Source organism: Campylobacter sp. CNRCH_2014_2849, assembly GCF_025772845.1.
Lineage (GTDB): Bacteria > Campylobacterota > Campylobacteria > Campylobacterales > Campylobacteraceae > Campylobacter_D > Campylobacter_D lari_D.
In genome coordinates this window covers 221,131-235,338 of record NZ_JAKMSW010000001.1, presented here as the reverse complement: position 1 = coordinate 235,338, position 14,208 = coordinate 221,131, and the positions used below count along the sequence as shown (strand labels likewise).

The window sequence follows — 14,208 nt, the reverse complement described above, 5'->3', positions numbered from 1 at the left end:
TATGGTATCTCTTCATTCATATTGCTTAGAAATTTACAAGCAAAAATCATTCCTTATTGAAAAATTCTTGCATATATTTTCGCATAATTTCTGCATCATTAATGCGATTAACACAATCTCTAAAATTTGAAGCATCTTCATAGCCTTTAGAATATTCATGTAAGTGCTTTCTAAATATGCTTATACCTTGTTCTTTGTAATGTTTTAGCATTTCTTCAAAATGTGTAAAGATGATTTTGTTTTTTAAAGTTTTATCGATTTTTTTGCCAGTTTTTACCTCGTGAAATATCCAAGGTTTTCCTATGCTTGCACGCCCTATCATCAATGCATCACAATTTGTTATTTTAAAAACTTCTTTAGCATTTTCTGTGCTAATATCGCCATTTGCAACTAAAGGAATTTTGATATTTTCTTTAGCTAAAGCTATAGCTTCATAATCAGAATTTCCACTATACATTTGTTTTCTAGTGCGACCATGCATACTGATAAAATCTACCCCAGCATTTTCACATGCTTTAGCAATAGCAATAGGATCTTTTTTTTCAAACCCTAATCTTACTTTGACACTAGTTAGCTTTTTATTGCTTGTTTTTTTGATAAGTTCTAAAATTCTTTGCAATTTATCAAGATCTTGCAAAAGAGCACTGCCTGCACATTGTTTTATAACTTTATTTACAGGACAGCCGCAATTAAAATCAATCCCATCTATAAAATCAAAACGATTTAATATTTCTACCGCTCTTTGAATCACACTTTCATCCGAGCCTGCAATTTGAACTATATAAGGATTCTCAAGTTCAGCTTTTTCTAACATTTTAAGAGTTTTTGAGCTTTCATACACTAAAGCATTAGAACTTATCATCTCACTAATTGTTACATCAGCCCCAAATTGTTTAACTAAATTTCTCAAAGGCAAGTCTGAAAAACCTGCCATAGGAGCTAAAAACAAAGGTTTTTTACTAAAATCTATCATTGTATAAATTTTTCAAGTTCTATTTTTTTATTATGTTCTCTTAAAAAGAGCAAGAGTCTAAAATCCTTATGTTCGTTTTGATCATTTCCTAATTCATTAAGCAATTCATCATACATACCAAATTCTGCTAAAGTATAAAGATAAGCTCTTAAAGCTTGAGAATGACTATCTTTTAACTTTTTAAATAAAGCAATTAATATTTGAGGCTCTATTTTTTTACAAAGTATTTTTGTGCATTGTAAATATGACTTATCATCTAAGGTATTCATGCTAAGCAAAACTTCGATTTCAGCATGATTTAATTCCAAATTTTCTTTTTCAAATCTATCCAAAAGTAATAAAATATCATCTTGATTTTTTTGTATTTTTAGTGTTTTAATTTGGCTATAAGGTGCATTATCTAATACCATTTTATAAGCAAAATTTTCTAATTCATTTGTCAGAATTTCTTTATTTTTAATAAAAGAAAAAGCATAGTCATTATCTTTTTGGAAGTGATTTTTTTCATTTAAAATGAAAATTTCATTATGTGGATCGAGTTTGTATTTTTTTAATTCCACAAATTCCTTTTTGTCTAACTGCTCTAAAATATTTATAATATCATCTATTTTTGTATTTTGATTTTTTTCTTTAAAATAAAGAGCTTGAGTGTTTTTGGCTATATCTTGAAATTCTTGAGTTTTAAATTTAATTTTACTTATTTTTTTCAAAAATACATCAATTAAAAAATTTTCATAATTTTTGCTATCTTTAATAAGATTTTTGTATTGTAAATGTTTTAAAAAACCATAAAAGCTCATATGTAATAAAGCTAAAATCATCAAAATAAATGCAGGTAAAATTACCCATAAGCTGATAGGTAAATTTAGCTCAAAAGTAGAAATTGTGAAAGTGTAATTTCCCAAATTTAGATTATAAACTAAGGCTGCTACGATTAAAAGATAAACTAAACTTGCAAAGAAAAATAATTTTACTTTCATAATTCTTTCCTTTTTTCTAAGTTTTCACGACAATTTATACAATATTTTGCGTGAGGTTTTACTTTGAGTCTTTCAGGATGTATATCTTCATCACAATACTCACAAATTCCATAAGTATTGTTATCTATTTTGCTTAATGAATGTTTAATTTCTTCTAATTCTGTTTTTAAATTTTCATTGATTTTTAAGTCAATATGTGAGCTGTTGTCAATTTGTTGTAAATCAACTTCATCTCTTGGTTCACTATCTTGCAGATCATGGATATTGTCTATATTACCTTGAAGTTCTTGTAAAATTTCTTTTTGTCTTTGAAGTAATATATTTTTAAATTCTTCAAGATTTAACTCTTGCATAAATGCTCCTATTTGTGGTATGGATGATTTGTATTAATGCAAAATGCACGATAAATTTGTTCTAAAAGCATAGTTTTAGCAAATTTATGCACTAAAGTCATTTTGCTAAGAGCTATGCTTGTATGCATTTGTGCGATGAATTCTTTTTCAAGGCCATAAGCACCGCCTATAAAAAAAGAAATTTCATTTTTATCTTGTAATAATTTAGCAAATTCTACACTTGTAAGCTCTTTACCATTTTCATCTAAAGCTATGCAAAAACCTTTTTTATAAGGATTTAGCGCGTTTGTATAAGATTTTTTTGCTTCTATGGTATTGGTATTTTGTGCTAAATTAATTTTACTGTTAAAAATACAAATATCATTAAAATTGCAAAATTTTTTGATGAGCTTGGTGTAGTGCTCATCTATTTTACTGAATTCATTATTATTGTTTTTTTGAATGCTTAAAAGATTAATATGCATTTTTAATTTTTAGAAAAAAATCTTAAAAAATCTGCTATAAATTTTTTATGTTCACTTCTTTCTACAATAGCATCAATTAATCCATGTTCAAGTAAAAATTCGGCCTTTTGAAAGCCTTCTGGTAAATCAGTACCTATAGTTTGTTTGATAACTCTAGCTCCTGCAAAACCTACTAGGGCACCAGGTTCAGCCATAATGATATCTCCAAGCCAAGCAAACGATGCACTCACTCCACCCATAGTTGGATCAGTTAAGACAGAAATATAGGGAAGCTTTTCTTCTGCTAATAGCTTTAATGCCGCACTTGTTTTGCTCATTTGCATTAAAGAATAAGTGCTTTCTTGCATTCTAGCTCCACCACTTGCACTCACTATAACAACAGGAGTTTTTTTTTCAATCGCTCTTTCAATCGCTCTAAGAATTTTTTCACCTTCTACTGAGCCCAAACTTCCACCCATGAAAGAAAAATCAAAAACAACTAATTGAGTTTTAATGCCATCTATATTGCACTCGCCGCTTATTATAGCGCTTTTTCTTCCTGTTTTTTCTTCATTTTCTGCTAATCTTTTTTTATATGATTTACTATCAACAAATTTAAGCGGATCAATCGCATGTAAATCTTTATCCATTTCTACAAAAGTATCTTCATCACTAAGTAGCTCGATGCGTTTTAAAGGATTTAATCTCATATGAAAATTACATTTAGGACAAACATTATAACAAGTTTCTATTTCTTTATAATACATTAACGCATGGCAAGAATTACATTTTACCCAGTGATTTGGAGCTTCGCTTGGAGCGGCTTGTTTGCGTCTTATACTAGAAAAAATATCTAAAAAATTCATTATCTCTACCTAAAATAAAATTTCAAAATTATAGCAAGATTTTAGTATTTTTAAAATCTTGCACCCAACATAAACTCGAATTTGCTTAAGTCGTCTTTTGAATTAGTGTTAAATGGTTTAGCAAAAACTAAATTTAAAGCACCTAGTGGGGTTAGCCACTCAAAGCCAACACCTGTACTCCATCTTTGAATTTGACTTAAAGAACTCTCACCTATGGCACCATAGTCAAAAAATACACTTCCTCTTAGCTTGATTCTATCAAAGATTGGAAAACTAAGCTCTACAGAGTTAGCAAAAGCCACTGTACCACCTGTTTCATCACCCCATTCGTTTTTAGGACTCACGCTTCTTCTATCAAAACCTCTAATAGTTCCTATGCCTCCAAGGTATAATTTCTCATTGATAGGTAAATAACCTTGATCCCATACCTTATAAAAACTTGCTTTATAACGATAAATCAAATCCCAGCCTATAAATTCTTCTAAGCCTTGATAATAATTAAATTTAGTAGTAGAGCTTATAAATTCTTGATCTCCACCTAAGCCTGCATATTCAAGTGAGGTTGAAGCGATAAAACCTGATCTTGGTAGATAATAATCATCTGTATTGTTAAATACTATTGAAGGAGTGATAGAGCTTTTGTAAGTTTTACCAAGTTTATATCCTTGAGCGATTAAGCGATCACTCAAATGATAAATATCACTTTGCTCAAGATTGTAAGTTAAATCTATACTTGTATATCTTCCCAAAGTTTTACCAACACTTATATCAAAACCATAGTTTCTCTCATCATAACTATCCCATTCTAAACGATCTGAATATAATGATCCTCCAAGAGAATAATCACTATCATTTACTCTAGGATTTCTTAAAGATATTCTACCTGAAAGTGTATCATCGCCTTTGTCTATACTTACACTTCCTTTCATGCCAGAGCCTAAGATATTTGCATCAGATAATGAAGCACTAAGTAAAATTCCATCACTAGTTCCATAACCAATACCACCTGAAATAGCTCCAGTTGAAGCTTCTTTGACTTCTACTATCAAATCAATATGTGTATCATCTACTCTTTGTTCTTTAATATCTACATTTTCAAAATATGCAGTTCTTCTTAGAGCATTTCTTGAGTCTATTAAATCAGTTCTATTATAAAGATTGCCTTCGGTTAGATAAAGCTCTCTACGAATAACCCTATCAACTGTTTTAGTATTACCTGAAATTTCAACATTTCTAACATATACTTTTTCATTAGGTATGACTTTAAAAATAATCACAGCTTCATGGTTTTCTTTATCTTTTTGTATATCAGGTATAACCTGTACAAAAGCATAACCCAAATCAGCCGTCTTTGTTTCTATAGTTTTTATATCTTCTCTTAGTTTTTCTATATTAACTATTTTTCCAACACTTAATTTTAAATCATTTACTAAAGCTTCATTTTCTTCATCACTAAAAATAGGATTAAAAATTTTAATCCCTTTAACTTTATAAACCTCGCCCTCGTTGATAAAATAAGTTAAATCAGCTTGATAAGTATCTGTATAAGTATTTAAAAAAGCAGGAGATACGCTTACATCAAGATAACCTTCTTTTAAATATACATCTGAAATTCTTGAGCTATCATTTGCAAGATCAAAGATTTTAAGCTTACCATCGTTAAAGCCCCACATCCAGCCTAGGGCTTCTCTTTGTTTATTTGCTACCGCAGGTTCAATATCTGAATAACTTAAATTTTTTGCACCACTTAAATGTACTTTTTCTATGATGATATTTTCCCCACGATTTACAACAAAAGTAAGTTTTAATGAGCTTGAATTACTTAATTTTTCATCTTTGATTTCTACAACAGTATCATAAAAACCTTTGGCTTGATAAAAAAGTTTGATTTTTTCAGCTGCGTCTTTAGCTGAATTTTCATCATATAAAATTCCAGGTTTTAAACCAACAAGACTTTCTATTTGTTTTCTATCATTACTTGCTATACCTTGAATGTCTATTTTTCCAATGGAAGGTTTTTCTATTACTTTAAAAATTAGCACCCCATTTTTTTCTTCTACTACTATATCTTTAAAATAATTTCTATCAAAAAGATTTTTAATTGCTGTATCTATACTAGCAGGATCGATTTTTTGTCCTATTTTTAATTTAGAAATCGCAATAGCACTTTCTTTAGAAAGTTGCGATAAGCCTTCAAATTTTATATCTTTAATCGTAGCTGCACATAAAGAACTTGAGAGTGCAAAGAAAACAAACCATTTTTTCATCATTTTACCTAAATTTTTATATACAAAATCGTTATAATACCAAAATATTTTTAACTAATGCTTTTTAAGGAAAATTTATGAAAGTAGGTATAGTCGGACTTGGCTTAATAGGTGGATCTTTGGGCCTTAGCTTAAGAGAGAATAAATTAATAGATTTAGTTTGCGGATATGATATAAACAAAGAATTTGAACAAATCGCGCTAGAGCGAAAATTAATAGATAAAATTGTTTCATTTGAAGAGTTAAAAAAATGTAATGTGATTTTTTTAGCTATCCCTGTAAGAGCTATTGTAAAAATTTTAAAAGAATTTCAAGATATTTCTAAAGATTGCACTATCATTGAGCTTGGAAGTACAAAAGAAGAAATTATTAAAAATTTACCATCTGATTTACAAAGTCAATTTATCGCAGCTCACCCTATGGCAGGAACTGAAAATAGTGGTCCAAATGCAGCTATAAAAGACTTGTATAAAAATGCAGTTTGTGTTTTATGTGATGTGCAAAATGCTGATCATATCCATCAAAAAAGAGCTATAGAAATTTTTTCAGATTTAGGAATGAAGCTTGTATTTATGGATAGTATCGCGCATGATCATCATGCTTCTATCATTTCACACTTACCGCATGTGATTAGTTTTTCTTTGGCAAATTTTGTGATGAAAGAAGAAAATAAAAAAAATATAGCCCACCTAGGAGGTCCTTCTTTTAAAGATATGTGTAGAATTGCAAAATCAAACCCTCAAATGTGGAGTGGTATTTTTGAACAAAACAAACAAAATTTATTAAATTCTATTGATTTATTTCAAAAAGAATTACAAGAGTGTAAAAAAATGATAGAAAAATGTGATATAAATGAACTTGAAGCTTGGATTAAAAGTGCAAATAAGTTAAGAGAAATTTTGTAAAATTTTTTATAATTTACTCTTAATTTGCTAAAGCATAATATATTTTTACAAAAATTATACAATGAAAGTGGAGAATATGGTTTTTACGCGTAAAAGATCAAATAAAAAATGGATTTTTCTAGTTTTTTTAATACTTTTAGCCTTTGGGGTTTTTGTGTTAAATACAAAGCTGTTTGAAAAAAATCCTCCATTAATCCAAACAAAATCAGATATTATTTATAGCAATTTAACAGATCCTATATCTATAGAAATAAGCGATGAAAGCGTTTTAAAAGATGTTAAAGTCACACTATTTAAAGCAAATGAATTAAATGGTGAAATGCTTGTTAATGAACATGTTAAAGGTAATAAAAAAAGTGTCCATTTTGATTTAAAACTACCAAAACCAGCTTATAAAGAAAATGTTGATTCTTATAAGCTTGTAATAGAAGCAAGTGATAGTAGTTTTTGGAATTTCTTTTTAGGAAATCAAGCGCTTAAAGAAGTGAAAGTTATCATTGATACTAAAAAACCATTTGTAGAAATTTTAGACAATTCTTATCAAATCGAACAAGGTGGAGTAGGTAGTGTAGTATTTAAAGCAAGTGATGAGAATTTGCAAGAAGTTTATATCACAACTGATAAAGATAAAATTTTTAAAGCAACTCCTTATGTGAAAGAAGGATATTATGCTGCTTTGATTCCTTGGGAGGCAACTGATGAGCATTTTAGAGCTTATGTGGTGGCAGTGGATAAAGCAGGTAATGTAAACAAGCAAAGAATTAGATATTATTTTACCAATAAAAAATACCGTGTATCAAATATAAAAGTAAGTGATAGATTTTTAGATGGAAAGATTGAATTTTTAGCACAAAAATATGCTCCAAAAGATAGAGAGTTAAGCAGGCTTGAAAAATTTAAATTTGTTAATGAGGACTTAAGAGCTTCTAATGAAGTTATCATTCATGATATTACGAGTAAAGTTCCTGATACTATGATTAATAATTTTAAAGTCAATCTTTTCAAGCCTTTAAAAAATGGCCAAAAAGTAGCTGATTATGCTGACCATAGATTTTATTCTTATAATAATCAAGCATTTAGTAGTTCTTATCATATGGGACTTGATTTAGCAAGCGTAAAAGAAGCGCCTATCATTAGCAATAACGATGGTGAAGTGGTATTTGTACAAGAAAATGGAATTTATGGACTAAATATTATTATTTATCATGGTTTTGGGATTTATACTCTTTATGGACATTGCACTAATGTGGATGTAAATGTGGGCGATAGAGTTAAAGCGGGTGATGTTATAGGCACTACAGGCACTACAGGCTTAGCGCTTGGAGATCATGTGCATTTTGGTGTTTTGGTGCAAGGTGTTGAAGTGCGTCCTGAGCAATGGCAAGATGCAAAATGGATAAAAGAAAATATCTATAATGTATTAGAATCAAGCAAAAAAAGAATTTTGAGTGAATAAAAATGAATCAAACAACAATAGCAAAAGAAGTTAAAGGTGTTGGTATAGGTTTGCACAAGGGTGAGCCTATTAGTATAAAATTAGAGCCATTAGAAGCTGGTAGTGGTATAGTGTTTTATAGAAGTGATTTGGGAATTTCTTATGAAGCAAAGCCTGAAAATGTCATCGATACACAAATGGCTACTGTAATAGGCGATCATAGGGGTTATGTTTCTACTATAGAACATTTAATGAGTGCGATTAATGCTTATGGTATTGATAATGTGCGTATAGTTTTAGACGCAAACGAAGCTCCTGTAATGGATGGTAGCAGTATAGGTTTTTGTATGATGCTTGAAGAAGCAGGTATAAAAGAGCTTGAAGCGGCAAAAAAAATTTTAGTGATTAAAAAAAGTGTAGAAGTAAAAGAAGGCAATAAATTTGTGCGTTTAAGTCCTACGGATATGCCTATTATAAACTATACAATCGAATTTGATAATCCTATTATAGGCAAACAAAATTATTGTTTTGAATTTAGCAAACAAAACTACATAGAGCAAATAGCAAGAGCAAGAACCTTTGGGTTTTTAAAGGATGTTCAAGCTTTAAGAGCTATGAATTTAGGTCTTGGTGGAAGCCTAGAAAATGCTGTTGTGATTGATGATAATCGTATTTTAAACCCTGAAGGTTTGCGCTTTAAGGATGAATTTGTGCGTCATAAAATTTTAGACGCTATTGGGGATTTAACCTTGCTTGGATGTAGAGTTTTTGGAGATTATACTTCTTATGCAGGTTCACACAAGCTTAATCATCTTTTAACTAAAGAACTTTTAAAAGATCCTAGTACATATGAGGTAGTAAGCTTAGAAAAAAGCACACATAAGGTTTATGAAAAGGTTTTTGCATAAAAAAGGTTACTTTGCTTTTAAATGCCATAGCAAAACCTTTAATGCTTGGTATTTATGAAAATGATTTATTGTTAAATACCATTGAAAGTGATTTAAAAGTTAGCGAGGTTTTACCAAAAATATTGCAAGAATTACTTTCGCAATATGAGTTTGAAAAGCTTATTTATGTACATGGGCCAGGTTCTTACATGGGTATAAAGATTTCTTATGTTTCTTTTGAGACATTAGCCATAGTCAAAAACATTCCTTTAAAAGCAATCAGTGCTTTTGAGTTAAATAACAACACTCCTATACCTGCAAACAAACATTTATGTTTTGTAAAAAAAGACAATGGTGAAATTATTTTAGAAAAGACACAAGCAGGAAGTTTTTTTATGCCTCAAAGTTTAAAAGGTTTAAATTTAAGCAAAGAAAATACACCTTTTTATGTTTTAGATGCAATTAATTAAGGTAAAAAATGAAAATTTTAGTTCCTGCGACAAGTGCAAATTTAGGTCCTGGTTTTGATTGTTTGGGTTTGAGTTTAAAACATTTTAATCAAACTATAGTTGAAAAATCTAAATTTTTTAGTATTAACATACATGGAGAAGGTGAAAATAATATCTATCTTAAAAAAAATAATACTTTTGTTAATATTTTTTATGAAATTTATCAAAGACTTAGCGGTAAAAAAGATAATTTTCGTTTTGTTTTTCAAAATAATATCCCTTTAGCAAGAGGTATGGGAAGTTCTTCTGCTGTAATAATTGGAGCTATTGCTTGTGCTTATGAATTAAGCGGATTTAAAGCAGATAAAAATATCATTTTAAATGAAGCTTTAAAATATGAAAATCATCCAGATAACATAGCTCCAGCAGCTCTTGGAGGTTTTGTGTGTGCATTAAATCACAATCAAAAAGTCTTAGCTATAAAAAAAGAAGTAGATAAAGACTTACAAGCTGTTATAACTATACCAAATGTAGCGATGAATACTCAAAAATCAAGAACAGTTTTAGCTAAAAAAATTAATCTAGAAGATGCTGTTTTTAATCTTTGTCATGCTTCATTTTTAACTGCTTGCTTTTTAGAGAAAAAATATGATTTATTAAAATATGCAAGTTTAGACAAACTTCATCAAAACCAAAGAATGAAACTTTTACCTGAGCTTTTTGAAGTACAAAAATTAGCTTTAGATAATAATGCTCTCATGAGCACGCTTTCAGGTTCAGGTTCGAGTTTTTTCACTCTAGCTTATAAAGATGATGCTAAACAAATCAAAGAAAAAATCAAAAATAAATTTGCTAAATTTAGAGTTGAGCTTTTAGAATTTGATGATGAGGGCTTTAAAATTTGCTAAAAATTCCAAAAAAAAGATATAATTTTGAAAAACCATATACCCATTAGAATGTGCATTGTTTGCAAAGGTCGTTATGAAAAGCAAAGTTTGCATCAATTTCAAATAAAAAATTCTCAAATTATCACTAAAGTGGAATTTGGTAGGAGTTTATATATTTGTAATCCATGTTTTGAAAAAGATGAAAAAACATTGCAAAAAGCTTTTATGAGAGCTTGCAAAGGCAATTTTTATGGCAGTATAAATCAGCAGGATTTAAAGGAGATATTTTTTAATGACAGATGTAAAGATTAGCGAAATCGCTCAAGAGTTAGGATATACTAGTAAAGAAATTATAGAAAAAGCCAATGAAATAGGCTTAGAGGATATAAAATCCCCTAACAAAAAAGTATCTTCTGAAATCGCAGAAGCGATTTATCAATATGTGCAATCAGGCGAAATACTAGATGTGGTAAAAAAAGTGGCCAAACCTAAAAAAGAAAGTGCGACTAAAAAAACTACTACTAAAAAAGAAGAAAGCAAAAAAGAAGAGAAAAAAACTACTAAAAAAGAAACAAAAACTCCTGTTAAAACAACAAATGAAAAGAAAGAAGAAAGTAAAAAAGAAGAAAAGCAACCTGAAAATCCTATTAAAAATGAAGCATTAGAAGAAAAAAAAGAAGAAATTAAATTCGATGAAAAACTAGGCTCTAATTTAAATTTAGCTAAAAGAAGAGGTTTAGTTATCGTTAAAAAGAAAAAAGAAGAAAGCAAAGAAAACCAAACAAACAATGAAGAAAAATCTAATATACAAAATACTCAAGGCTTGAGCCTTAGTATGATTTTTTCAAATTCAGATGAGAATTTAAAAAGAAAGAAAAAAGAAAAGAAAAATCATCCTGCGACAAGTAAAAAAGAAAACACTACTAAAATGGATCTTTTAGGAGATAAAGACTTTGCTGATATTTCTTTAGAAGATGATGATATGGTAGTTTTACCTGATTTTAGTGTAAAAGAAAACAAACCAGCACAACCAGCAAACAAAAAACAACCAAATATTTTAAAGCAATCTTTAAATAACTCTATCAACCCATTTGGCGAGGGTGGTATACAAAGAAGAAGTCGTAAAAAACCACCTAAAAAGGTAGAGAAAAAAGAAAGTGAAGCTATAACAAGTGTAAGCATACCTAAAGAAATTCGTGTGTATGAATTTGCTGAAAAACTTGGTAAAAACACCGGAGAAGTTATCTCTAAACTTTTCATGCTTGGTATGATGACAACTAAAAATGACTTTTTAGATGAGGATGCTATAGAAATTCTTGCTGCTGAATTTGGAGTGGAGATTAATATCATTGATGAGGCTGATGAGTTTGATTATGTAAAAGATTATGATGAAAATCAAACAGAAGAAAATTTAAGCCAAAGAGCTCCGGTTATTACTATTATGGGGCATGTTGATCATGGTAAGACTTCTTTGCTTGATTATATAAGAAAATCACGCATTGCAAGTGGCGAAGCAGGTGGGATTACTCAGCATGTTGGCGCTTATATGGTGGAAAAAAATGGTAGAAAAATCACTTTTATCGATACTCCAGGCCATGAGGCATTTACTGCTATGCGTGCAAGGGGAGCTAGTATAACGGATATTGTTATTATCGTAGTAGCTGCAGATGATGGGGTAAAACCACAAACTAAAGAAGCGATTAATCATGCAAAAGCAGCTAATGTGCCTATCATCATTGCTATTAATAAAATGGATAAAGAAAACGCAAATCCTGACATGGTAAAAACCCAACTAGCAGAAATGGACATCATGCCAGTAGAATGGGGCGGAAGCCATGAATTTGTGCCAGTTTCAGCTAAAAAAGGTGATGGTATAGAGGATTTACTTGAAATTGTATTATTACAAGCTGATATTTTAGAACTTAAAGCAAATCCAAAAGCCCATGCTAAAGCAAGTATTATAGAATCTTCAGTGCAAAAAGGTAGAGGTCCTGTGGCTACTATCATCGTGCAAAATGGTACTTTAAGAGTGGGAAATACAGTCGTAGCAGGGGAAGCTTATGGTAAAGTGCGTGCTATGAGCGATGATCAAGGCAAAGCTTTAAAAGAAATAGGTCCAGGTGAGTGCGGGGTGATCATAGGTCTTAGTGAAGTAGCTGACGCAGGAGAAACTCTAATAGCTGTAGATAGTGATAAGCAAGCAAGAGAATATGCTAATAAACGCCATGAATACAACCGCCAAAAAGAACTAAGTAAATCTACTAAAGTAAGTATAGATGAGCTTGGTGCAAAAATCAAAGAAGGCAATTTAAAAGCCCTTCCTGTGATCTTAAAAGCAGATGTGCAAGGTTCACTTGAAGCGATTAAGGCTAGTTTAGAAAAACTTAAAAACGATGAGATTAAGGTTAATATCATCCATAGTGGGGTAGGTGGGATTACTCAAAGTGATATAGAGCTTGCAAGTGCGAGTGAAAACTCTATCGTTTTAGGTTTTAATATACGCCCAACTGGTGAGATCAAAGAGCGTGCCAAAGATAAAGGTGTAGAGATAAAAACTTATAATGTTATTTATAACTTGCTTGATGATGTAAAAGCCTTGCTAGGTGGTATGATGAGCCCTATTATCTCTGAAGAACAACTTGGTCAAGCTGAAATTCGCCAAGTGATCAGTGTGCCAAAACTAGGACAAATCGCAGGTTGTATGGTGACAGAAGGCACAATCAATCGTGGTGCGAAAATCAGGCTCATTAGAGATGGGGTTGTGGTATTTGAAGGTAATGTAAGCTCGCTCAAACGCTTTAAAGATGATGTAAGAGAAGTTGCAAAAGGCTATGAATGCGGTGTAGGCATAGAAGGTTGTAATGATATGAGAGTGGGGGATTATATAGAAAGTTACAAAGAAGTTGAGGAACAAGTAAGCCTATGAACTCAGCCGAAATCAAAAAGCTACGCACAGAAAGCATTTTAAAAGAACTTATACCAGAAGCTTTAGCAAATTTAGACAACGAAGCTTTAAAAAATTTGTGCGTAGTGGATGTGGAGTGTAAAAAAGGCAGATATGATGCTTTTGTGTATTTAGATAAAATGTTTTTTAATACCCAAGAGCAAGAAATCATACTCAACCAACTCAAAAAAGCCGCCCGTGCTTTGCAAAATTACTGCATGAGTGAGCAAGGGTGGTATAGATGTCCGAATTTTCACTTTAAATTTGATGATAGATTAGAGTATCAAAATCATATGGATGCTTTATTTGAAAAAATCAAAAAGGAACAAAATGAATCTTGAAGCACTTTGTAAAGAAGCAGGGCTTAGCTTTTATGATGATGAGCTAGTAAGTGAAAATGGTAGAAAGATTTATAGAATTTATGTGCAAAAAGAAGGCGGGGTAAATCTTGATGATTGTGCTAAGCTTAGTGAGATTTTATCACCTATTTTTGATGTAGAGCCACCTGTGGGCGGGGAGTATTTTTTAGAAGTATCAAGCTGTGGGCTTGAGAGAAAACTTAGCAAAATTGAGCATTTTGCAAAAAGCATTAACGAACTTGTAAAAATCACAACTAGTGAAAAAGAAAAAATCGAAGCAAAAATTATCGCCGTAGATGATGAAAATATCACTTTAGAAAATTTAGAAACTCAAGAAAAAACTACTTTAAATTTTAGCGACATAAGAAAAGCTAAAACTTTCATACAATGGTAAAAATTTAGAAATCTAAATTTTTACTCATCTTTTGTATAATTAAATTTAAATACGAAAATAAAAAGG

Annotated in this window: 15 protein-coding genes; 9 read left to right on the top strand and 6 right to left on the bottom strand. The window is 30.4% G+C overall.

The features are described from left to right. Positions 1-46 precede the first annotated feature (46 nt). The 6 genes from L8X33_RS01180 to bamA are packed head-to-tail and all read right to left on the bottom strand — an operon-like array spanning position 47 to position 5,882. Positions 47-973: a tRNA dihydrouridine synthase gene (locus tag L8X33_RS01180; RefSeq protein ID WP_263669748.1), complete on the bottom strand. Its 927-nt coding sequence runs from the start codon at positions 971-973 to the stop codon at positions 47-49. After that, a complete protein-coding gene (locus tag L8X33_RS01175; protein ID WP_263661932.1) occupies positions 970-1,953 on the bottom strand; it encodes a hypothetical protein in 984 nt (327 codons plus the stop codon). Before L8X33_RS01175 ends, L8X33_RS01180 begins: the two co-directional genes overlap by 4 nt. Next, positions 1,950-2,306, bottom strand: a complete 357-nt coding sequence (dksA, locus tag L8X33_RS01170) for an RNA polymerase-binding protein DksA (protein WP_133319649.1) — start codon at positions 2,304-2,306, stop codon at positions 1,950-1,952. Before dksA ends, L8X33_RS01175 begins: the two co-directional genes overlap by 4 nt. 8 nt (positions 2,307-2,314) lie before the next feature. Continuing rightward, positions 2,315-2,770: a 23S rRNA (pseudouridine(1915)-N(3))-methyltransferase RlmH gene (locus L8X33_RS01165; protein ID WP_263661931.1), complete on the bottom strand. Its 456-nt coding sequence runs from the start codon at positions 2,768-2,770 to the stop codon at positions 2,315-2,317. A gap of 2 nt (positions 2,771-2,772) precedes the next feature. Then, the gene (gene accD / locus L8X33_RS01160; RefSeq protein ID WP_263661930.1) at positions 2,773-3,615 is read right to left on the bottom strand and encodes an acetyl-CoA carboxylase, carboxyltransferase subunit beta; all 843 of its coding nucleotides are present in this window, start codon (positions 3,613-3,615) and stop codon (positions 2,773-2,775) included. Between the two features lie 50 nt (positions 3,616-3,665). Beyond that, positions 3,666-5,882 (bottom strand): outer membrane protein assembly factor BamA, encoded by a 2,217-nt coding sequence (bamA, locus tag L8X33_RS01155; RefSeq protein WP_263661929.1) that lies wholly within the window; start codon positions 5,880-5,882, stop codon positions 3,666-3,668. A 77-nt stretch (positions 5,883-5,959) separates the two neighbouring features. Between bamA and L8X33_RS01150 the strand changes: the two genes are divergently transcribed. From L8X33_RS01150 to rimP, 9 genes are all read left to right on the top strand, one after another. Beyond that, positions 5,960-6,787 (top strand): prephenate dehydrogenase, encoded by an 828-nt coding sequence (locus L8X33_RS01150; protein ID WP_263669747.1) that lies wholly within the window; start codon positions 5,960-5,962, stop codon positions 6,785-6,787. A gap of 76 nt (positions 6,788-6,863) precedes the next feature. Continuing rightward, positions 6,864-8,243 (top strand): M23 family metallopeptidase, encoded by a 1,380-nt coding sequence (locus L8X33_RS01145; RefSeq protein ID WP_263659727.1) that lies wholly within the window; start codon positions 6,864-6,866, stop codon positions 8,241-8,243. Between the two features lie 2 nt (positions 8,244-8,245). Beyond that, positions 8,246-9,130 (top strand): UDP-3-O-acyl-N-acetylglucosamine deacetylase, encoded by an 885-nt coding sequence (lpxC, locus tag L8X33_RS01140; RefSeq protein WP_220566489.1) that lies wholly within the window; start codon positions 8,246-8,248, stop codon positions 9,128-9,130. Between the two features lie 41 nt (positions 9,131-9,171). After that, positions 9,172-9,579 carry a tRNA threonylcarbamoyladenosine biosynthesis protein TsaB gene (locus tag L8X33_RS01135; RefSeq protein ID WP_263660747.1) on the top strand — a complete coding sequence of 136 codons (408 nt, stop codon included), beginning with the start codon at positions 9,172-9,174 and terminating at the stop codon, positions 9,577-9,579. 8 nt (positions 9,580-9,587) lie between these two features. Continuing rightward, entirely contained in the window at positions 9,588-10,466 is an 879-nt protein-coding gene (thrB, locus tag L8X33_RS01130) for a homoserine kinase (RefSeq protein WP_133319641.1), read from the top strand. Positions 10,467-10,490: 24 nt separating this feature from the next. Continuing rightward, positions 10,491-10,757 (top strand): DUF448 domain-containing protein, encoded by a 267-nt coding sequence (locus tag L8X33_RS01125; protein WP_133319640.1) that lies wholly within the window; start codon positions 10,491-10,493, stop codon positions 10,755-10,757. Beyond that, positions 10,738-13,371 carry a translation initiation factor IF-2 gene (gene infB, locus L8X33_RS01120; protein ID WP_263669746.1) on the top strand — a complete coding sequence of 878 codons (2,634 nt, stop codon included), beginning with the start codon at positions 10,738-10,740 and terminating at the stop codon, positions 13,369-13,371. The genes L8X33_RS01125 and infB overlap by 20 nt, the downstream gene beginning before the upstream one ends. Further along, positions 13,368-13,730 (top strand): 30S ribosome-binding factor RbfA, encoded by a 363-nt coding sequence (gene rbfA, locus L8X33_RS01115; protein ID WP_263669745.1) that lies wholly within the window; start codon positions 13,368-13,370, stop codon positions 13,728-13,730. The genes infB and rbfA overlap by 4 nt, the downstream gene beginning before the upstream one ends. After that, positions 13,720-14,142, top strand: a complete 423-nt coding sequence (gene rimP / locus L8X33_RS01110) for a ribosome maturation factor RimP (RefSeq protein WP_133319638.1) — start codon at positions 13,720-13,722, stop codon at positions 14,140-14,142. Before rbfA ends, rimP begins: the two co-directional genes overlap by 11 nt. Positions 14,143-14,208 lie beyond the last annotated feature (66 nt).